The 20,661-nt window shown below is 34.8% G+C and carries 22 protein-coding genes and 2 pseudogenes; 14 read left to right on the top strand and 10 right to left on the bottom strand.

What is annotated here, in order from left to right; all coding sequences use genetic code 11:
- Positions 1 to 2: 2 nt before the first annotated feature.
- Entirely contained in the window at positions 3 to 1,139 is a 1,137-nt protein-coding gene (gene prpC, locus FTU02_RS02320) for a 2-methylcitrate synthase (protein ID WP_111883699.1), read from the top strand.
- 64 nt (positions 1,140 to 1,203) lie between these two features.
- Here the strand turns inward: prpC and FTU02_RS02325 are convergent, their stop codons facing one another.
- Together FTU02_RS02325 and FTU02_RS02330 are read right to left on the bottom strand one after the other, a co-directional pair.
- A complete protein-coding gene (locus tag FTU02_RS02325) occupies positions 1,204 to 1,821 on the bottom strand; it encodes an aminotransferase (protein WP_180155570.1) in 618 nt (205 codons plus the stop codon).
- Between the two features lie 77 nt (positions 1,822 to 1,898).
- Positions 1,899 to 2,375, bottom strand: a complete 477-nt coding sequence (locus FTU02_RS02330) for a CinA family protein (protein ID WP_180130223.1) — start codon at positions 2,373 to 2,375, stop codon at positions 1,899 to 1,901.
- Positions 2,376 to 2,611: 236 nt separating this feature from the next.
- Here FTU02_RS02330 and FTU02_RS02335 point away from each other — a divergent pair, with 236 nt between their 5' ends.
- From FTU02_RS02335 to FTU02_RS02380, 10 genes and pseudogenes are all read left to right on the top strand, one after another.
- Positions 2,612 to 2,842, top strand: a complete 231-nt coding sequence (locus tag FTU02_RS02335; RefSeq protein WP_078190858.1) for a hypothetical protein — start codon at positions 2,612 to 2,614, stop codon at positions 2,840 to 2,842.
- A gap of 510 nt (positions 2,843 to 3,352) precedes the next feature.
- Positions 3,353 to 3,499 carry a hypothetical protein gene (locus FTU02_RS02340; RefSeq protein WP_180155572.1) on the top strand — a complete coding sequence of 49 codons (147 nt, stop codon included), beginning with the start codon at positions 3,353 to 3,355 and terminating at the stop codon, positions 3,497 to 3,499.
- A 202-nt stretch (positions 3,500 to 3,701) separates the two neighbouring features.
- Complete coding sequence (locus FTU02_RS02345) at positions 3,702 to 3,968, top strand: hypothetical protein (protein WP_180155104.1); 267 nt, start codon at positions 3,702 to 3,704, stop codon at positions 3,966 to 3,968.
- A gap of 105 nt (positions 3,969 to 4,073) precedes the next feature.
- Positions 4,074 to 4,282, top strand: a pseudogene (locus tag FTU02_RS02350) (cold-shock protein).
- 930 nt (positions 4,283 to 5,212) lie between these two features.
- Positions 5,213 to 5,434 (top strand): transposase, encoded by a 222-nt coding sequence (locus FTU02_RS02355; RefSeq protein ID WP_067766975.1) that lies wholly within the window; start codon positions 5,213 to 5,215, stop codon positions 5,432 to 5,434.
- 123 nt (positions 5,435 to 5,557) lie between these two features.
- A complete protein-coding gene (locus FTU02_RS02360; RefSeq protein WP_180155576.1) occupies positions 5,558 to 5,773 on the top strand; it encodes a cold-shock protein in 216 nt (71 codons plus the stop codon).
- 3 nt (positions 5,774 to 5,776) lie between these two features.
- On the top strand, positions 5,777 to 5,989 hold the full coding sequence (locus tag FTU02_RS02365) for a hypothetical protein (protein WP_180155578.1): 213 nt from the start codon (positions 5,777 to 5,779) through the stop codon (positions 5,987 to 5,989).
- Positions 5,990 to 6,044: 55 nt separating this feature from the next.
- Positions 6,045 to 6,389 (top strand): annotated as a pseudogene (locus FTU02_RS02370) (hypothetical protein); the annotation flags it as partial.
- A gap of 169 nt (positions 6,390 to 6,558) precedes the next feature.
- A complete protein-coding gene (locus FTU02_RS02375) occupies positions 6,559 to 6,828 on the top strand; it encodes a hypothetical protein (RefSeq protein ID WP_078193453.1) in 270 nt (89 codons plus the stop codon).
- 363 nt (positions 6,829 to 7,191) lie between these two features.
- Entirely contained in the window at positions 7,192 to 7,401 is a 210-nt protein-coding gene (locus FTU02_RS02380; RefSeq protein ID WP_180115730.1) for a cold-shock protein, read from the top strand.
- Between the two features lie 770 nt (positions 7,402 to 8,171).
- Here FTU02_RS02380 and FTU02_RS02385 read toward each other — a convergent pair.
- A complete protein-coding gene (locus FTU02_RS02385; RefSeq protein WP_078190806.1) occupies positions 8,172 to 8,405 on the bottom strand; it encodes a DUF2171 domain-containing protein in 234 nt (77 codons plus the stop codon).
- 176 nt (positions 8,406 to 8,581) lie between these two features.
- Positions 8,582 to 9,142: a lipocalin family protein gene (locus FTU02_RS02390; RefSeq protein ID WP_180155580.1), complete on the bottom strand. Its 561-nt coding sequence runs from the start codon at positions 9,140 to 9,142 to the stop codon at positions 8,582 to 8,584.
- A 518-nt stretch (positions 9,143 to 9,660) separates the two neighbouring features.
- Between FTU02_RS02390 and FTU02_RS02395 the strand changes: the two genes are divergently transcribed.
- Complete coding sequence (locus FTU02_RS02395) at positions 9,661 to 11,631, top strand: choline BCCT transporter BetT (protein WP_180155582.1); 1,971 nt, start codon at positions 9,661 to 9,663, stop codon at positions 11,629 to 11,631.
- A 44-nt stretch (positions 11,632 to 11,675) separates the two neighbouring features.
- Here the strand turns inward: FTU02_RS02395 and FTU02_RS02400 are convergent, their stop codons facing one another.
- The 5 genes from FTU02_RS02400 to FTU02_RS02420 form a co-directional block, all read right to left on the bottom strand.
- Positions 11,676 to 13,754: a catalase gene (locus FTU02_RS02400; RefSeq protein ID WP_180133800.1), complete on the bottom strand. Its 2,079-nt coding sequence runs from the start codon at positions 13,752 to 13,754 to the stop codon at positions 11,676 to 11,678.
- Positions 13,755 to 13,880: 126 nt separating this feature from the next.
- On the bottom strand, positions 13,881 to 14,576 hold the full coding sequence (locus FTU02_RS02405) for a DUF421 domain-containing protein (RefSeq protein WP_180133799.1): 696 nt from the start codon (positions 14,574 to 14,576) through the stop codon (positions 13,881 to 13,883).
- Between the two features lie 43 nt (positions 14,577 to 14,619).
- Positions 14,620 to 14,916 carry a hypothetical protein gene (locus tag FTU02_RS02410; protein ID WP_078193446.1) on the bottom strand — a complete coding sequence of 99 codons (297 nt, stop codon included), beginning with the start codon at positions 14,914 to 14,916 and terminating at the stop codon, positions 14,620 to 14,622.
- Between the two features lie 84 nt (positions 14,917 to 15,000).
- Positions 15,001 to 15,411 (bottom strand): hypothetical protein, encoded by a 411-nt coding sequence (locus FTU02_RS02415; RefSeq protein WP_180155583.1) that lies wholly within the window; start codon positions 15,409 to 15,411, stop codon positions 15,001 to 15,003.
- Between the two features lie 189 nt (positions 15,412 to 15,600).
- On the bottom strand, positions 15,601 to 16,074 hold the full coding sequence (locus tag FTU02_RS02420; protein ID WP_180155585.1) for a CinA family protein: 474 nt from the start codon (positions 16,072 to 16,074) through the stop codon (positions 15,601 to 15,603).
- Positions 16,075 to 16,320: 246 nt separating this feature from the next.
- Here FTU02_RS02420 and FTU02_RS02425 point away from each other — a divergent pair, with 246 nt between their 5' ends.
- Positions 16,321 to 17,718 carry an iron-containing redox enzyme family protein gene (locus FTU02_RS02425; RefSeq protein ID WP_180155587.1) on the top strand — a complete coding sequence of 466 codons (1,398 nt, stop codon included), beginning with the start codon at positions 16,321 to 16,323 and terminating at the stop codon, positions 17,716 to 17,718.
- Between the two features lie 262 nt (positions 17,719 to 17,980).
- Entirely contained in the window at positions 17,981 to 19,141 is a 1,161-nt protein-coding gene (locus tag FTU02_RS02430) for an MFS transporter (protein ID WP_180155589.1), read from the top strand.
- A 24-nt stretch (positions 19,142 to 19,165) separates the two neighbouring features.
- On the opposite strand, the gene FTU02_RS02435 is transcribed toward FTU02_RS02430, so the two are convergent.
- Positions 19,166 to 20,548: a sensor domain-containing diguanylate cyclase gene (locus FTU02_RS02435; protein WP_257232738.1), complete on the bottom strand. Its 1,383-nt coding sequence runs from the start codon at positions 20,546 to 20,548 to the stop codon at positions 19,166 to 19,168.
- Positions 20,549 to 20,661 lie beyond the last annotated feature (113 nt).

Raw genomic sequence — 20,661 nt, forward strand, 5'->3', positions numbered from 1 at the left:
AAATGGCTGAAGGAAAAGTACTCACGGGCGCAGGACTGCGCGGACAAGTAGCTGGTAAAACTGCATTGTCAACTGTAGGCAAAAGTGGTGCGGGCTTAACCTATCGTGGTTATGACGTTCAAGACTTGGCAGAAAACTGTCAGTTTGAAGAAGTCGCGTACCTGATTTTCTTTGGTGAATTACCAACAACAGAACAGCTTGCAGCATACAAAGCCAAACTCAAATCATTGCGTCAATTACCGCAGGCGTTGAAAGAGGTGTTAGAACGCATTCCTGCTGACTCGCACCCAATGGATGTGATGCGTACAGGCGTTTCAATGCTTGGAAATTTAGAAACTGAAAAATCGTTTGAAGAGCAACAAGATGTTGCAGACCGTATTTTGGCAACACTACCGGCAATCATCTGCTATTGGTACCGTTTCAGCCATGATGGCGTACGTGTAGAAGAAAACACTGATGATGATTCAATCGGCGCACAATTCCTACATTTACTGCGTGGTGAAAAACCAAATGAATTGCATGAGCAAGTGATGAACGTGTCACTGATTCTATATGCAGAGCATGAATTTAATGCCTCTACATTCACAGCGCGTGTATGTGCATCAACATTGTCTGATATGCATTCTTGTATTACAGGTGCAATTGGTTCACTTCGTGGTCCATTACATGGCGGTGCAAACGAAGCTGCAATGGAAATGATTGAAAACTGGACGTCTCCAGAAGAAGCTGAGCGTGAAATGTTGGGTAAACTTGAGCGTAAAGAAAAGATCATGGGCTTTGGTCATGCGATTTACAAAGATAACGATCCACGTAATGGCATTATCAAGAAATGGTCTGAACGCCTAGCAAAAGACGTCGGTGATACTGTACTTTATCCTGTATCAGTCCGCTGTGAAGAAGTGATGTGGCGTGAGAAGAAATTATTCTGTAATGCTGATTTCTTCCATGCATCTGCATATCATTTCATGGATATTGCAACCAAGTTGTTCACGCCAATCTTTGTAATGTCACGTGTAACAGGCTGGGCAGCGCATGTGATGGAACAACGTGCAGACAACCGTATTATTCGCCCAAGTGCGGACTATACAGGTCCGGAATTACGTAAAGTTGTGCCAATTGCAGAGCGTTCTGCAGCATAATTTTAAGTGTAATAAAAAAGCCTCAAAAGAGGCTTTTTTATTATTTGTTATTTAATTTAACAATCTATTTGGTTAGTAAAACCGGATCTTCAACGCTATATCCTGTTTCAAATGGAATCCCTAGATATTTAACAGTCACTAAATAAAAGGGCTTTTGCATTACACGATAAGTTTTAGAGATTTTTAAACCTTCTTTATAGGTCTCAGCCTTTTGTACAGCGCTTTTATACTGAGAATTTTTAACACGATATTGATAGGTCCATTTATCAATGGTTTCATTCGGGTCATACCATGATTTTGCAGTGCCATTCATGGTTGTTAATAACTGTATTCGAGCATTATTGTTATTTACTGGTGTTAATTTGACTAAACGTTTTTTTATTTTCGCGATTTCTTTATCAAACTGGGTGCTGTCTTGATCGTAATCAATCCGTTTTGTCTTGGGATTAATATACAAAGACTTCACTGTAATTAATTGAGTCGGCTTTTGGCTATTTAATTGATAATAATATAATTGTGGTAAACGACCACGACCATCTTCAAAATGACGCATTAAATAGATTTTTTGGTCTTTTTTATCAAAACCTAAAACCTCAATGGTTTGAGGGCCGCCTACCGTCGCGAAAGCAGAGCAGGACAGTAGGGTGCTAATTGCGAATGCATTGAAATGACGTAGCTGCATTTTCTTGTCCTGATAAGTAAATTCCTCAATACAGTATGCGATGCAAAATGATATTTAATATGTAGATTATGTATGTTTTATTCTGCATTTAAGATGTCTAATATACTGTGAGCAACATTTTCAGTTAACTGATCTAAGCGTTCTAAAGCCGTACCCAAAATAAAATAATGATAATTATAGATACGACCATCATGTAAAATTGAAATATAAAATGTTCCTTCGGGTTTTTCTACGGTTGCACTGCCACCGGGTTTGAGTAATCCAGTGCAGGCCACCACGAAGTCCGCATGTAAAAATAGTTGTTGTCCTTGCTCAGCCATCGCTTGAGTCACTTCTGCGGATTCGGCCGTAAATTTTTCTATTAGTAAAGGATCTACTTTTAAAATTTCACGTTTGATCGATGGATCATAGCTCACTAGTCCACCTAATAAGATATCTGCACCACTATTCTTATAAATTGAAAATTGACTACATAAATAACCAGAGCTTGCACTCTCGATAAACGCGATGGTCATGGATTTTTGTTCTAAAGCATCGCAACACTGTTTAAGCACGTACTTACCCCAAAGTAGAATGGTGAATGATCATTAGTATTCTTAAAATTTTAGCATTGATTCCGCTCGCCTGTAATTTCACTAAAAGTCTAAGGTGGCACTGTGGGCGTTGAGGAATTCACAAAAATAGTGTGATTGTTTAGAAGCTGTACGAAAAGATGAAATAAAGGTTTCTTCGGAAGGGAAACGATGTTAAAACTTAAAATAAAGAGCGTAACAAAAGTAGGTTTATTTCAATGAAAACGACTGTTAAATATGTAGTATTAAAAAGCCTAGACTATCAATTGGGCACGCCACTTTTTCAAGAAGAATTAGACGCAGATAGCCTGTATTTTGATCAAATTCCGGCTGTAATTCAGTATCAAAATCATCAATTCAAAGTGAAAAGCAAAGAGTTAAAGCGTGTTTATTTGGCAGAAGAAAATGAAGACATGCAAACCATTATTGTGAAAGTACTTGCAGTTTAATTTTGATCAATTTTTAGTTTAAAAATACAGTTTTCATTGAGTTGGGAGCTGTATTTTTGTATTTGACAGACTCGAACTTTTAGATAAATCTAGATTTAAAGAAGATGTGTATTTTTAATGATCACTTGATCATATCGATTTATCTATTCGACCAACAGCTATTTAATCCCCCAGATATTATTTAGTATAATTTATCTGTTTATTCATGGGGGAAGAAATGATGGATTTATTTAAATTTCTAAAAAGCTTTAACACAACGGGCACTTATCTTTTAATTTCAACGATTTCGCTAATTTGCTTAGTTGTGTATTTCTATTTTATTAATCCAAACTAATCTAAGTTGGTTGCCAACATATTTGGCTTTAAATAAAAAGTTTAGTAAATAAAACTACATAATTAAATTTTGTATCAAAAATATTGATATAAAATTTTGAATAAATTTTAAATAGAGCTGATGGTTTTAATTCATTTGTGTATGGGTAAAGCCAAAACCATAGCAAGGTTTTTTCTATGCAAGATTTTATGAAAGAAGAAGCGCCACGTACGAAAGATTTTGGACGTAGGTTTGTTCATCTAGGAATTATATTGCGGAATAAGACCTTACCAGTAGGTTTGTGCAACAAAGCCTTTAACGATATAAAAACTTTAATTTTTTAAAATTGTAAAAAAATAACTTTTAAGACTTTTAGGTTATGTATTTTAATTAAACTTAACAATGGTTTAGCTAGATATTTAAATTGGATAAAAGTTAATATCTTTAATTTGCATTAATGTTTTGTTTTTTGATCTATTTCGTACTTTTAAATTTATACAATTTAGTTAAATTAATAGAATAACTATTCTAAATCGAGCAATCAAAATGCCCAATTTATATGATCATCATGTTTTAAGGCAGATCTATGATTTTATAGTCGAACGGGAAGGATTCGAAAAATTAACATCCTATAACCAAGCTATGGAGTTTTTCAAAGAACTCTCTCAAGGGGATCAATCAGACGTCATCCAAACAGAGCCAAATATCCTTTATGGAAATTTTGGAAGAATATCTAAAATTAATCTTAGACTAGTACCCTTATTTCGAGAAAAGGATAAGTTTTTAAAATGGGCTTATGAGCAACTTAACTAACTCTAACTAACTCTAACTAACTAACTAACTAACTAACTAACTAACTAACTTACTAAGTATTACTAAAGAGTATGAAATAACAAACTCAAACATTAGGAATAAAAAATGACTAACAATGCCAGTGGTATAGTGAAATGGTTCAATGAAGGTAAGGGATTTGGATTTATACAATCTGATAGTGGTGAAGATTTATTTGCACACTACAGTGAAATAAACATGAGTGGATATAAAGTACTGAAAGAAGGGCAACGTGTACAATTCGAAATTACTCAAGGAAAAAAGGCCGACAAGCTAGCAATATCACAGTTATGTAAGGCAACTGTGTTGGGGTGCTAAACGCAGTTAATATACACGATAGTTTGGCCGTAAAAAATTTTTGAGGTTTCTCCATATGCGTAAAAGCTTCAAAATACTTATTACAATATTTCTATGTAGTTTAATCGTTGTCTGTTTTGTGGTTCATAGACAGAACACGGAAATAAGGTTAAGTGAAATGGAACGACTGGTTAAATAATATTTAAGCTCTTAAATTTAAATAATTAATTTAATATATCAGGGACCCTTAAAATGTTACAACTTATAAAATGCTTGGTTGGTATTCATGGTGAGATGGTTACACGAAAGTACTTTGATGGAAATTTAATTTTTTTGTCAGAGTTATTTAAAAGTAAAGAAATAACGGCTCAAAATAATTTAAAGTTTCAGAAAATCCCGCTAGGAAGTAGCGGGATTTTTTTGGTGACTATATGACAGACAAAGCATAGGCGAAACTAGACTTAGAAATTTGTATGAAGTGTTGTAATCCTAATGCCCCGAATATGCCTAGCTAACAAAAAGTTAATTTATAAGCTATGAAATATAAATAAAATTGAAATAACATTAGGTTTATATTAAAATATTTGATATAGTGTGTTTGATCGAATCCGTAAGCGGAACGGTAGTGTTTGAGTTGTTAACGGAATTGCGTATTCCCTCCATCCTGATGTTCAAGCATCAAATTCAAACAGTTAACGCATAGCATGAATTCGCATCATGCCGATCAAGGGAAGCCTGCAGCTATCCGTGGGTTTTCCTTAAATTCTATTTTTAAGATATTAATTTAATTTTTTTATCTTTCTTAAATTTCACAACTACTGTAAATATCATAAGTTTAAATTTTTCTTAAGTGAACAATCTCCAAAATTAAAGTTGGTTTTATTTTTAATACTATTCTGTTTACAAAAGCTCATTATATGAGTCAATAAATGAACATATCTAACGGCTGGACTACTGCTTCAGCAACTAACGGTGATGAAATTCGAGTGAATATTATTCCGTTAAAAAAAATTCAAAGCAATTTGAATGGTAAAACCTTAGTTGAAGTTGCTAAACAAGTTGTCTTGGAATCAGGACAAAAGTTAACTTTAAATATTGATGGTAAATCTTTTTATACTGAACTAAATAAACTATATAAATTGTATTTTTAAACATTCACTCTCAAACCTAAACAGTTTAGAGCTAAATTTTTTAATTAAATTATTTATAGATTAACTATTTATTTTCTTAATTTTTGAAGAACTCTAAATTAAATATTATTAAAGGAAATTATTATGTCAAATTTAACTACAGGTACTGTTAAGTGGTTTAACGATGCTAAAGGCTTCGGTTTCATTGCAGCTGATAATGGCGAAGAGGTCTTTGCTCATTTTTCTCAAATTATGTCAAATGGGTTTAAAAGCCTAGCTGAAGGTCAACGTGTACAATTCACCGTATCAAAAGGTCAACGTGGTTTACAAGTGATTGAAATCATTGGGATTGATGGATAATATATGGATACTTTACTAAACAAAGTAATGTTAGATGTGGTTGATCAACATGGCGCTGTTTATACACTTGAAGCTATGTGCGAAAAATCCTCTGATGAGCCAAATAGTTATGGTGATTGCGTCCGATATTTAAATATTGATGATAAGATAATTAAGCCTAGCTTTGATATGCATTTTTACAGTAATAAAACTGGGAAAATATTTAAATTATTTTAATTGTTATATCTAGTTTAATAAACCTCCTCCGGGGAGGTTTTTTATTGGGTGAAATATGGAGCCTGATGTATATAAAGCGCTAACCAAAAAGATACGTCCCAAAAAGAAACCACGCACCAGGCCTTTACCTAAAGCCAGTGAAAAATACTTAGAAGCATTCGAGAGGTTAAAAGAAATATTAGACCGGATGGAAATGAAGTATGAGGAGTACTTTCATTTCAAAAGTACCAAACATTGGCGTTTTGATTTACACCTCATCGAACATCGCATGCTAATTGAAATAGCAACTGGTCCATGGTCTGGAGGTCGTAAAGGCAAACTTTCAACGAAGGCTTGGAATATGGATCGTTATGACCATGCTGAAGAATTGGGGTATCGATTTCACAGGTTTGAACTTGCAGATATCAATATGGGGCGGGCAAAGGCCTGACTAAAAGCTTAAAAAAAACATGAGTTATCTTAAATTAGATATTTCAAAGCATATTGTTTCAGGATGTTAGATTACTTTAATTTTCTCATAATAACCGTTAGTTTGGGATTTCAACCTTAACAATTATGAGAAGAAAGTCATGAATAAAAATTTTGAATTACATGTTTTAAGCCAGATTTATGATTTTCTGATAGAGCGAACTGAACATTCACAGCAAGGTTTGCATAACAAGGTTCTGGAGTTTTTCAAAGAACTTAATTTAGGTAATGACAATGATTTTGAAATTGTTGATCCTAAAAAGATTGCGGGTAAATTTGGAGCAGTGAGTTTTATTCACTTAATCAATGTACCAAACTTTCATGATAAAGATAAATTTTTAAAATGGGCATACACGCAGTTGAATCGATAGTTTATATTAATTAGCTTTAAAGATATATTTTGAATACATATTTTGATTAAAGTGCTTTATAATTTACCGGCTCATATCAGCGCAAATGAATTGGGTGAAGCCCCACATGTATATGTGGGGCTTTTTTCATTCAATTTATGGAAAGTGTGAATGATCGAATATTACAATCTATATCTGATTATTACCTTAATATGAGAGAAATTTATCACTTTTGTGCGTAATTGCGAAATAAAACAAGAACTTGATTCACATAGATCTAACAGTTGTATCCTCATATTTAAGGATTATTGGTTATATTGAATATGCTTGTTAATTAATATTTACAGCAATTTCTAAACTTATAATTACTTAAAGGAAATATGAATGTCTAATTTAACAAACGGGACAGTGAAGTGGTTCAACGGTACAAAAGGTTTTGGATTTATTGCTTCCGATACTGGTGAAGAATTATTTGCACACTATAGTGAAGTACGAATCGATGGCTATAAAATACTAGAGGAAGGTCAGCGCGTAATGTTTGAAATTACAAATGGCAAGAAAGGCAAGCAAGCCAGCAATATCCAAATTCTCTAAAAAAATATTTACTAAACATGTAATGACATGTCATGTCTTGACCCGTCAATAATTGACGGGTTTTTGTCATTAATTGCCATTAAGTTTTAATATTTAAATGCTTAATTAAAAATGAAAACTTCATGATAAGAGCAATAAAAATGATCTTTACAAGACTACAAGTACTGATTGGCGGACTAATTATAAGTGTGTTGATTTCTTCTGTGTGGATTTACCATGAAAAGAAGAAACAACGACGGGAAGAAATTCAAAAAATCATCGTCGAAGCTAGAGCAGGACTAAATCATGCTCAATAACAGGAGCTAAACTTATGGATACCTTTACATTCCTACTTTCAAATGTGATAGATCAGGCTGAGGGGTAAGACACTATACTTCTAGCGACAGAAAAAGAATTACTGGTTTGATTGAAATGCAATTATTTGAATGTAGGGATAACTTCATAATCTAGACAATCATTAATTTATGAAAATCTTTATTTAAGAACTTTCTTATTATGTATCTCATAAATGATTTTTCATAAATTTACACAGTAATCGTCATGCTTTGTTAGTGTAGAGCTTTAACACATATATAGGCCTAAGTATGAAAGCGTTAGCCATTATAAGCGTGGTACTAGTAATGGGGCTGGTAGGTTGCCAGCAAAAAGACAGTAATGAAAATGAAGAGACGACAACACCTCATACATTAGATAAAGACTAACTTCCTCCAATGATTATTACAGAAGATATAAAAAACCCTCACTAAGAGGGTTTTTTTAGGATTAGGGTTTTAAGCTTCAACCCAAGTATCTTTAACTTCTTGAGAGTCTTTAGTCAGTACAATTTTATTGTCTGTAATTTCACCAACCCATGAAACTGGAATTAAGTGGTGATGACCATCACCATGCTTAGTCAGTTTAATTTGATCCGAACCTTGCAAGTGGTCTACTTCACCAACTTTAGTCCCACATGAAGCAATTACATCTGCATGGCTCTTAATATTTTCAACATTAATAGTAGTCATTAGAATATTATCCTATTTCAATGTGAGTGAGCATTCAGCCTATCGTAAATAGACGCTGATATCAGGGATTGAAATAGAAGGGATACAAAGGGTCTTATATTCTTACGTTCTTGACCAGATAAATTACATTGTATTATTTAGAAATAAGTCCCCAAGAATGGGACTTATTAAATAACTTATTTATGCTGAGTCTTAATGAGATCTGATAAATCAAAACCGATAGATTTTGCATAATCTAGGTATTCGTCAACTGTGGTTTGGTTGGGGTTAGCAGTTCTGCTGAGCACCCAAAGATATTTTTTATTTGGTGACCCAACTAATGCAGTTTGATAGTCATCATCAATTTTTAAAACCCAATAATCACCACGGCCTACTGGCAACCAACGAATTGCTTTTGGTAAAAAGCTCACTTTAAGTTTCGAGTTTGCTGGCGCGTTCTGAACATATGCTTCACCTATTGATTGGTTGAGTTTACCATCTGCGCTATAACAACTGTTATCAACTTTGACGTTACCATTTTCATTTAAAGAATATTTAGCAGTGACGTTGTAATCACATTTGTTCTGGAAATATAGCGGCTTACGTGCAATTTCATGCCATGTACCAAGATATTTATTTAAATCTACTTTTGATACCGCTTGAACTTCCGTAGTATTTGCATTTGCCGTTGAGAGCAATGAACCTGCAATAAGTACTGCACCACCAGCTAAAAGGAGCTTACGGGTTTTTGAATTCATGTTATAAGCCTGCTTTAATTTGAAAGTGAATTAATTACTATAAATTGCTTTTAAGGTCATTTTGTTTTTTTATGTATTAAGTATTTGATCTTTAATCATTGTTTAACTTTTCAAGTTTTATTAATCCTTTTACTACCATTTTTAACAGATAAATAATATTACTTATATAAGCCCAAAAACTAAGTGAAAAAATGCTTACATTAAGCAAAATTATAATTACTTTCTAAGAACTCACTTACTTCTAAAGCACTTCAAGAGAGTATTGAATAAGAAAATTAATTGACGAAATAAATAGTTTAGTAATGGTCTTAATTTACTTTACTACTTAATATTGGATTATATATCTAAAAATATGATAACATGCTCAAACTCTAAGCAATGGCTTTGAATGAGTCAGCCTTAAATTTTCAAACGAAAATGCCAGCACTTTTCAATACAAGCCTGTTTCTTCCGCAAATAGCGGATATCTCTTTGATCAATTCAGATCTGTCTTACAAATAAAACGGAATAGGGAAGGTATGTCTTCATTGAAACCGTCATGGTATTCCAATGTGAATCCAAATGTATTTATTAGCACAGTTGTTATTATCGGCATTTTTATTGCCATTGTATTTTTAGCTCCCAATGCTTTTGATTTAATAACTAAACAACTGAATCAATGGGTTACAAACTCATTCAGTTGGTTCTATGTACTATCTGTAGCCATTTTTCTCTTAGTGCTTATTTATATTGCCTGTTCAAATATGGGTAAAATTAAACTTGGTTTAGACCATAGCCAGCCAAAGTTTAGTAATAGCTCTTGGTTCGCTATGCTATTTACAGCTGGTATGGGCATTGGCTTAATGTTCTTCGGTGTCGCGGAACCAGTGATGCACTATGTTTCACCTCCAACTGGTGAACCTGAAACAATTCAATCAGCGCAGCAAGCCATGCGTGTAACATTCTTTCATTGGGGACTTCATGCTTGGGCAATTTACACAATTGTGGGCTTAGCTTTAGCTTACTTTGCATATAGACATAATCTACCTCTTAAGATTCGCTCTGCTTTATATCCTCTTATTGGAAAGAAAATTTATGGTCCAATTGGAGATGGTGTGGATACTTTTGCGACCATCGGTACAGTATTTGGTGTCGCAACAACATTAGGTTTTGGTGTAACCCAAATTAACTCTGGCTTAAATTATTTATTCGGAATTGAATATTCAACGACGACGCAGCTTATTTTAATTGTCATTGTTACAGCTATGGCATCTTTATCTGTATTTATGGGCTTAGACAAGGGTATTAAACGATTATCAGAGATTAATCTGGGCCTAGCTTTAGTGCTGTTGCTATTTGTATTTTTTGCTAGTTCAAGCATTTTTATATTGCAAACGACTATCCAAAACACGGGGCAATATTTTTCAAACTTATTCAACATGACCTTTAATTTATATGCCTACCAGTCTGATGGTTGGATCGGTGGTTGGACAATTATGTACTGGGCATGGTGGATTTCATGGTCACCATTTGTAGGTATGTTTATTGCGCGTGTGTCTGAAGGACGTACTATTCGTGAGTTTATTGTAGGTGTTTTACTTATTCCAACAGGCTTTACGCTGATCTGGATGGGAGTCATGGGGAATGCTGCACTCTATAGTATTTTAAACGAAGCGAACACCTCGCTGATTTCTGCAGTGCAACGAGATTCATCCGTTGCATTATTTGAATATTTAGGGACCTTGCCTTTCTCAGGCTTGATGAGTTTTGTGGCGACTATACTGGTTATGCTATTTTTTGTGACTTCAGCTGACTCTGGTGCACTTGTTACAGACTATCTAACTGCAAAATCTGAAAACTCTCCAACTTGGCAGCGATTGTTTTGGACAACGTTAATGGCTGTACTTGCGATTGTTTTGTTGTTTGCAGGAGGTTTAGGAGCTTTGCAATCTGCAACAATGTTGAGTGCATTACCATTCACCTTCGTAATGCTTTTAATTTGCTGGGGGTTAGTCAAGGCTCTACATTTAGATGCAACCAAGATGCAAGCATTACAGGATGCACGTATTACACCTAGAGCAATTCATAATCCAAGAAGTTGGCAACAACGTTTAGGATTGATTATGCATTATCCGCATACACGTGAAGAAGTTGAACAGTATATTGATACAACGGTAAGCCAGGCATTTTTAAATCTACAGAAAGAGTTTAAGCGTCGTCATTTAGATGTGACAGTAAACACGATAGATGATGGCTTGCAGCTACGTGTAAACCATCAAGATGAGATTAACTTTATTTACCAAGTGGTTGTTCAAGAAAAAAATACACCAAGTTTTATGACTGATTCAGATGAAATTACGCAAGATTATCAAGCTGAAGTGTTTTTGAGGGAAGGTGGTCAAAATTATGACATCATCGAATGGACGCAAGAAGATATTTTGCAAGATGTTATTGATCAATACGAACGTCATCTACATTTTTTAAATCTAGTTAGAACCAAGAACCAATAGATAAAAAACCGCCCAGAAGGGCGGTTTTTTTATTCATAGTTAAATTAGGCCGGTATAGAAGCAACCTTATCTTCACGGTCCCAATAACGGTGATTTTGTACCGCTGTTTTAAATTGATCACTGACATCTTTGAAACTTTGTGAAGTGAAAAGCGCAGCATCTTGAGTCAGACTAAGCTCTTTAATTAAAGCCTCTTTATCACCCAATAAAACTATAGGTTTAAGATGCTTAAATGTTTCCAATACATAATGTTTAGCTACACCATCATTCAGGAATTCATCTAGATTATCACCATCAATAACAACGACAGCATCGTAGGTAACTGAAGGTTCGCCATTTTGACGTCCATTAACTGCAATTTCTTTACCATCGTTAGATTTAACTGGCGCTGCATTAGGGGCTAAAACTTCAACTACAGCACTTTCTGATTCGCCCCAAGTCTTGATTGCATCGATAGAGGAAGCATTAGCACCGTTGTGCACCAACAGAGCAATTTTTCGTTGCTTAATATCAGATGCAGGGTATGCCAATGTGCTTAAGTGATCAGATTTAGCGATGGTAGCTTTCTTAACCGATTTATTTTGCTTAGTCGGAGCAGCTAACCCTAATTCATTTGCAACAAATTTCGCTAAATCCAAATCAATATTTGCAAGCACCTCATTTACAACTCGTTCCCTAATTTTAACAGCTTTCACTTTTGAGAGTTCAAATGCATAGGCATCCTTTATATGCTGTTGTTCATGCTTAGCAAGACTTTGGTAATGCATGGTCGCTTGCGAGAAATGATCTGCGAAGCTTTCTGGTCTAATTCTTAACTTGCTGCCTTGGATTTGTTCAGGATGGGTTCGAAATGCATGCGGATCATTATTAGATTCTCTAGGCCAATTTTCATCTACAGAGTTAGGCTCATAATTCGCTTTACCTTTATAGACTTCATGGTTTGCATAGCCGCCACGTCGATTGGTATGGAAAGGGCAGACCGGTTTATTAATTGGAATTTGATTAAAGTTTGCTGTTCCTAAGCGGTGCAGATGCGTATCTGTATAGCTGAACAAACGACCTTGTAATAAAGGATCATTACTAAAATCAATTCCTGAAACAATATTGGCTGGACTGAAAGCAACTTGCTCTGTTTCTGCAAAGAAATCATCTGTATTTCGATTTAGAGTAAATTTACCTAGTGGGGTAATAGGTACAAGCTCTTCAGGTACCAGCTTTGTAGCATCTAAAACATCAAAGTCCCATTGAGCCGCTTCTTCTTCAGTAAAGATCTGTGCCCCTAATTCCCACTCAGGATAATTGCCACGTTCAATGGCATCCCAAAGGTCGCGTCGATGGAAGTCTGGATCTTTGCCATTAAGCTTTAAGGCCTCATCCCAAACGACTTGAGCAACACCTTGCTTAGGAGTCCAGTGAAATTTAACCAAATGCGCCTGATTTTCTTTGTTGATTAATCTGAAGGTATGTACACCAAAACCTTGAATCGATCGTAAATTCCGTGGGATAGCACGATCTGACATCACCCAGGTTGTCATATGAGAGGCTTCGGTATTTAAAGAAATAAAATCCCAAAAAGTATCATGCGCAGATTGACCGGTTGGAACTTCATTCGGATCTTCAGGCTTCACTGCGTGGGCAAAGTCAGGGAACTTGATTGCGTCCTGAATAAAAAATACAGGAATGTTATTACCGACTAAATCGTAGTTTCCATCTTCGGTATAAAATTTGATAGAAAATCCGCGTACATCACGGACTACATCAGCTGAGCCGCGTCCGCCTTGTACTGTAGAAATTCTGACAAAGATTGGTGTTGGATTTTGAGTATTAGTCAAAAATTTAGCCTTAGTCCATTTTTCGTTGCCTTCATAAGCTTCAAAATAACCATGCGCTCCAACACCACGAGCATGCACAACACGCTCAGGGATACGTTCACGGTCAAAGTGAATTAACTTATCTCGTAAGAGAAAATCTTCTAACAGAGTAGGACCAGTCTGATTTATTTTTAAACTGTTTTGATTGTCAGCTACAGGTACACCCAAAGATGAGGTCAGTGTTTTATTTTTAGGGTCTACATATGCCTCTTTTTCAAACTGATCAATTTTAGGATTATTTGATTTTTTCATGAGCTACATCCCTTTGTCTGATGTTATTTAGTACATGTGCTAGATAAGGTTTTGCTATTGCATAAAGCTAATATAGACAATAAAGATGCTTGGCAAAATTAAAGTAAAAAATTGTCTATTTTATGTTCAATCTGATGGTTGATTGGAGCTACTTTCACAATAAAAAGCAGATTCAGCCCAACGTTCACATTTACATCGGGGGCATTGAGCGTTTAGAGAACTAATAAATTGTGTTTGACCACACAGCATGCACGAATAGTATGTTTTAGAATCAAAACGCTTTGCTTTTTGGTAGTGATCAGGAAAAATTGGTAGTCCCCATTTAATATTATCTTTGGCATAAGGAATCACACTTAGACACCCATCAGTTTCAAGTAATGCTGATTTGACTTGCCCTAAGTGTTCTATTTTGTTTTGCCTTAACTCAGCAAAAAATTCGTCATATGAATACTTTTCCTGTTTGATATCTTCAACAATCAATAAGCCATCTTTGACGATATACATTGGCCTACCTTCTAACATGGTTTCAAACGAATCTGATTTCATGATGAGGTATGTAGTTAATCTATAGAGAAGAATAATGACTGCAAACACAATGAGTGCTTGTATGATGGGGATATCATCATTAAACATGGGGTCGCCTGCTGCAGATCCCAAACTTAAAATAATAGCTAACTCAAATACTGAAAGTTGCCTGACACCTCTTTTCCCTGAAAATCTTAAAAAAATAATAATTAAGATAAACATAATGATGCATCGGAAAATAATTTCCAATGCAAAGTTAAAAGAGGTGTCATGCAGAATTATTTTTATGAAGTCCATATTTGATACAATTTATTAATTCTAGTTTTACATACATACAGGGTTAAATTTTATCCCAAGCATCCTTAATTGCATGCTTAGCATGTTCCCATTTCAAGCGAGAATCTGCTTTAAACTCTTCCCATTTGGTTTGTAAATCCGGCTCAGAATCTTCGAAACGCGCATTTTCACCGTATAAATGACGTTCCCTCTCTCCAAGCTCATAAGCTGACCTTAGATCACGGTCATAATCTATATCTGGCACTTCGCGTTGCAGATCCCCATAGTACGGTCTATTGGAGTAATCCGTACGCCAGTCATGATGTATTGGATGTTCATTTTGATGGTCGTTCATAGTAATAACTCCGATAAATTATTTAATAAATTGCAAAAGTAGTGATCCATGGGCTACTTCTGCAAATACAAATTACTGTTGTTACTTTGACTATTGGTCTTGCTGATCATTCTGCTGACGTTGTTGATCAGACTGTTGGTTTTGTTGATGTTGGGGTTGCTGCTGTTGTTGCTGACCATTTTGCTGACGTTGTTGATCAGACTGCTGGTTTTGTTGATGTTGGGGTTGCTGCTGTTGTTGCTGACCATTCTGCTGACGCTGTTGATCAGACTGTTGGTTTTGTTGGTGTTGCGGTTGCTGTTGTTGTTGCTGACCATTTTGCTGACGCTGTTGATCAGATTGCTGATTTTGTTGATGTTGGGGTTGCTGCTGTTGTTGCTGACCATTCTGCTGGCGCTGTTGATCAGACTGCTGTTTTTGTTGGTTTTGAGGTTTTTGAGTATCGCCACGTTGGTGCTGTAAGCGAGTATCATTATTTTGATCTTGGTTATAATTAGACATAATACTGTTCCTTTAAAGATTAATTAGATAATCTACTCAATTACAGTAGATCATTTATTATTAACATGAATATTGCTAATATGATTATTAAAGATGTTACATAATCTTTATTAAGTTTCAATTTGTTTAAAAGTAAAACTTTAGGGGCTGTTTTATATACATAAATAGTCTTTTTTTAATTACATGAAACTAACAATAATAATTTTTTAATATTTTAGTGAGTGACTTGCATAGAGCTTTATATAGTATTTTTAATTTTTTGATAGGCTTACCTTTAGTTAAAATTCTGAAATTATAAAATTTTTTCTTAAAATAAATGCAATAGAAAAAAGTACCTACAGGTTTCTTTTTGTTTTCGGATCCTCCGCGCTTTAAAAGTCCAGTGCAAGAAATATAAATATCTGATTTAAATAATTTTTTTCCATTTATAATCATTTGAGTGGTTACTTCTGGGGATTCAGCAGTATATTTATCTATAAGTGATTGTTTTATATTTAAAATACGCTTCTTGAATAGTAAGTCATAACTAACAATAGAACCATCCAGAAGTATTCCAGAGTTTTTATCTTGTGAAATTCTATATGCTAAATAACCTGAACTCGCACTTTCAAATAGCGTTATCGATAGGGATTTTTTATAAATAAAGTCAAAAATTGATTTCATATAAATTATCCTATGAATATTTTATAAAAGAATCATAATTGATATTTAAATATGAATATGTGAATTAAGTCACATCAAAAAAATGTTACTTTTTAAAAACTTGTTAAAAATTATGCTAAAGGTGTGTTTTATATATTAAAATTTTTAAAATATTACATTGCGTTAAATTTTATTAAAAAAATTAACAAATACTACTTATTTTCTGAACTATGGTTAAGAAGAATCATTTACCGCGTGAGAATTATAATGCCTACAGCAGTAAAAGAAAGAATCTTAAATTTAATAACCAAAGATCATCAGAAATATTTCGAAATTGTTGAGTTCTTCTTAGATGCTTCAATACCTAATTCAGCCAAAGAATTAAAGGCATTTAAGGTTTTAGAAAATGAAATTCTAACTCTCGAGCACATTGATGAGATGCCAAATGAGATAGACCATCTTGTCGATTGGATTCATCATAATAACCGTACACAGTGTGAATATTATAAAGAATACCTAGATAGAAGAAAGCAAGGTGGAGGAAGAGAGTATTTTTCATCAGTTAGTAAAGCTTATGAGTTTTTATACAAGGTTGCACCCACAAAAAAAGTGGATGGTTCATGGCTATATAGCTTTACTCAGTATTGGAATGATCCAGTATTTAGAGATTTTATTCAGATATATTTAGAGGAACTTGGTCTCGGTTCAGAAAAAGCCAATCACGTGAGAATGTACGACAACCTACTACTGGCACATGGTTTGAATCAACTATCTTTAAACTTATCTGATGCCTATTACCATCAGGCAGCAATACAGCTTGCGCTTGCATATGCACCTTCAGAGTTTATACCAGAGATAGCAGGTTTTAATTTAGGCTATGAACAACTTCCTTTACATTTGCTAATTAGCAATTACGAGTTAAAAGAACTTGGAATTGATGCACACTATTTTAATGTTCATATCACGATAGATAATTTTGATAATGGGCATGCGCAGCTTGCGACCAATGCCATTAAAAAACTTTCTACAAGGTACAGATCTAAAGAAGAGTTCATTCGTAAACTCAAAATCGGCTATCTCCTAAATAACAAAGGAATGAGTTCAGTTCAGATAATTAAAAATTTAAGCACTGAAAAGATGGTGCTAGAAATATTTAAGAAAAAGGCGATCGTTGGTAAACACATGCATAGCAATAAGTGCATGTTTAATAATAAAACAACGAATGAATGGCTGTCTGAAGATGATAGTGTTGAAGAGTTTATTTTTGAACTTGTCCGTATGGGCTGGATAAAATTGAATCGACCACCTGAAGAGAGTAGATTTTGGCAGATGATTCACGACGAAGACGGTAAAATGTTTGGAGTGTTTAATGCTGTTGAAAAAACTTTTATTTATGACTGGATTGCAGGTAAATCAGTAGATTCCAAACAAAATCAAGTGAATAATGAGTTTGTGAAAAACTTCCTAGAGACCAATTCATTTAGTTATTTAGCGAACCATGAAATGGCTGAGCTTAAGAAACAATTTGATGGAAGTACGAATACAGGATATAAGATCAACAAACTTCTAAAGTATTTAGCACCTCATATGCATCATCAAGAAATTGGGTTATGGAGTACCCAGCGTATCGTAGAGAGTTTATTTCCATCTCTAGCCCGCCAATAAAATAAATACTCCAAAAGATTTATAACTTTCATCGTCAAAAATAACCGCTTTCGGGCGGTTTTACTTTTATGCAAAAAACAATGATAAAATAGTGAAAATTAATGAGTTTTTAAAGCAGTCTACAAAAAATCAAAAAAAATATTTTTTTGCAATTTGTAGACTCATTTATAGACTGTTGAGCTACAAATACAGCCAAATGAGTGCAATCTTATACAACCATTAAATTATTTAAGTGTTTGAAAATACAAGTGAATAAAACCAAATGCAATCAATTCCAATCCAAACAAAACTCGGTGGATTCTACTTTTTCTATTATTCAATAGTGGGTACATTCATGCCGTATTGGAGTTTGTATCTAGAGGATCAAGGGTTTAATTATCAAGAAATAGGTATTTTATCTTCGATTGCAATTGTCACACGTTTTTTTGCACCGTTTATTTGGGGTTGGATTGCAGATAAATCCGGCAAGCGCATGCTTTTAGTCCGAATAGCAACATGGATGGAAGCCTGTATTTGGTTTCTGATTTTTATAATTCCAAACAGTTTTCAGTCTGTTGCATTACTCATGCTGGTTTTTAGTTTCTTTCAAAATGCTATATTGGCTCAGTTTGAAGGAGTAACTTTATTTTGGTTAGCTGAGCGGCGTGCAGAACTTTATGGAAAAGTCAGAAAATGGGGATCAGTTGGCTTCATTGTTGGGGTATTTGGAATTGGGGCTTTGCTAGAAATAATACCTGTTTCAATGCTGCCTATCATGTTGTTATGCATTGCATTTCTCGCATTTATTTGGTCATTTACGATTAAAGAGCCCGCTACTGCACCATCTTCACAGAAAAAACTTGAACCACTTTGGCCTATCTTAAAACGACCAGTTGTAGCGAGTTTTTTTATCATTGAATTTTTTCTGCTCTTTTCGCATGCACCGTTTTATAGTTTTTATAGCAATTACCTTATGCAGGCTGATTTTTCGACGAGCCAAATCGGTTTTTTATGGTCTGTCGGAGTCATTGCGGAAATCATTATGTTTGCCTATGCCAATGTCTTTTTTAATCGATATTCTTGGCGTAACTTAGTGCTCATTTGTTTGGGGCTAACAGGGATGCGATGGTTGATTGTAGGCTTATATCCGACGGTGTTTATCACTCAATTTGCTGCGCAAACGATTCATGCCTTTAGTTTTGGATTATTCCACTTAATCGCTATGCGAATCATTTTTCAAAATTTTACCGCAAGTCAACAAGGGCGTGGTCAAGCGCTATACAGTACCATGTGGGGCTTAGGTGTTGCGAGTGGCAGTATTTTAGCAGGTCGATATTGGGACATGCTTTCGGGACCCGTTATTTTTATGATCGCAGGACTGGCTGTTGTACCTGCCATGTTTTTGGTCGTGGGTTTGCCTAAAACGATCCAAAAGCCAGTTTGAAACAATTCAGTATATTGAAAAGTCTCAATGGACTAAAATCACTTGATTACGGCCGAGTTCTTTAGCTTGATATAATGCCTGATCGGCTTGATTAATCATACTTTGCAAACTTGGAGCATTGGGCAAAGACTGATGAATCAGACCAATACTCACCGTAATATAAATCGTATTTTTTTCATCAATGAAAATAGGCGTAGTTTCAACGACTTTTCGGATACGCTCAGCAATACCTTGAGCTTCAGTTGCAGCAATGTTCGTGAGTAATACACTAAACTCTTCTCCCCCAATTCGTGCAAATAAATCAGTTTCACGTAAATTCTTACGCACAATACTCGAAAATTCTTGTAAAACTTGGTCACCGACATAATGCCCATATTGATCATTTAATTTTTTAAAATGATCAATATCTATCATGATAATGGAAAAGTTAAGCTGAATTTGGTTTTGTAGGTAAAGCTCACCTTGCTCGAAAAAATATCGACGATTCATCGCATGCGTTAAACTATCATGATTTGCAAGGTATAAAACCTCTTTATATAGTTCGTGCCGATTACGGCTAATAATACAAAGAATCAACGGCGAGAGAATCAGCATGGCTAGGCCAATACGAACTGAAATTGCTGTCGATAAATAGGCTAATGAAGAATCGTGTAAGTAGAACGCATTTAAATTGTAATAGGTCGCTAAAATTACCACGGCATTAATTAGGGATAAGGTAAATAAGCGATAGGTTAATGCTGCCCAAATTAGAGCCGCTAAAGGGTAGAGAATTGCCCCTGGACCTGCAGAAACGGCTGTTAAAAATACACAGAAGACAACTGCAATAGCCGGAAATATTTTATTGATATGAAAGCTTTGATGTCTTCGATCTTTAAAATAAAGTTTAAGATCGGCCAGTTTAGGAAAAGACAGAATAAGTGGCAATATAATCAGTGCATTTAATATTTCTGTAATCCACCACATACCAAAATCAATCGACAATCGATCGGTCGACATAAACGTGTTAGGTATATAAGGCACAGTGAAAATAGCAAAAAGAGCACCTGCAAGGCATCCACCACAGGCGATGATGACAATCATGGTCAGAAAGGTGAAACCTTTATTATAGTTTTGATAGTTCACCTGAAAATATCGCATAAAAAATAGCGATACCATGCTGTTGGTTAAATTTGAAAAAGTGAGAAATAAAGTGAGTTGGAAATAATTGCCCGTCACTAAATCTGCGAGCATATAACCGGTAAATGCACCTAAACATCCTCCCAGATTACTCAGTTTAGGGAACCTTAAGAATATTGCTAACAATACTGCATTCGCAGGCCAAAAAATCGCTAAATAGCTTAATGGGCGGGTGAAAATACCGATTAAGCAGCAGCAAAGAATAACTGCAGCGACTATTACAAAAGCCATGCTGTGGCGTGCATTAAGCGGAGCAAGACTATTCGAATGCAGTTTCATTAGCTTATGTAAGACTAGGTTAAATATGGGAGAATTCGTTTTTTTCGTATATTAAACGATAAAAA

The sequence above is a fragment of the Acinetobacter sp. YH12045 genome, from assembly GCF_013419925.1.
Taxonomy (GTDB): domain Bacteria; phylum Pseudomonadota; class Gammaproteobacteria; order Pseudomonadales; family Moraxellaceae; genus Acinetobacter; species Acinetobacter amyesii.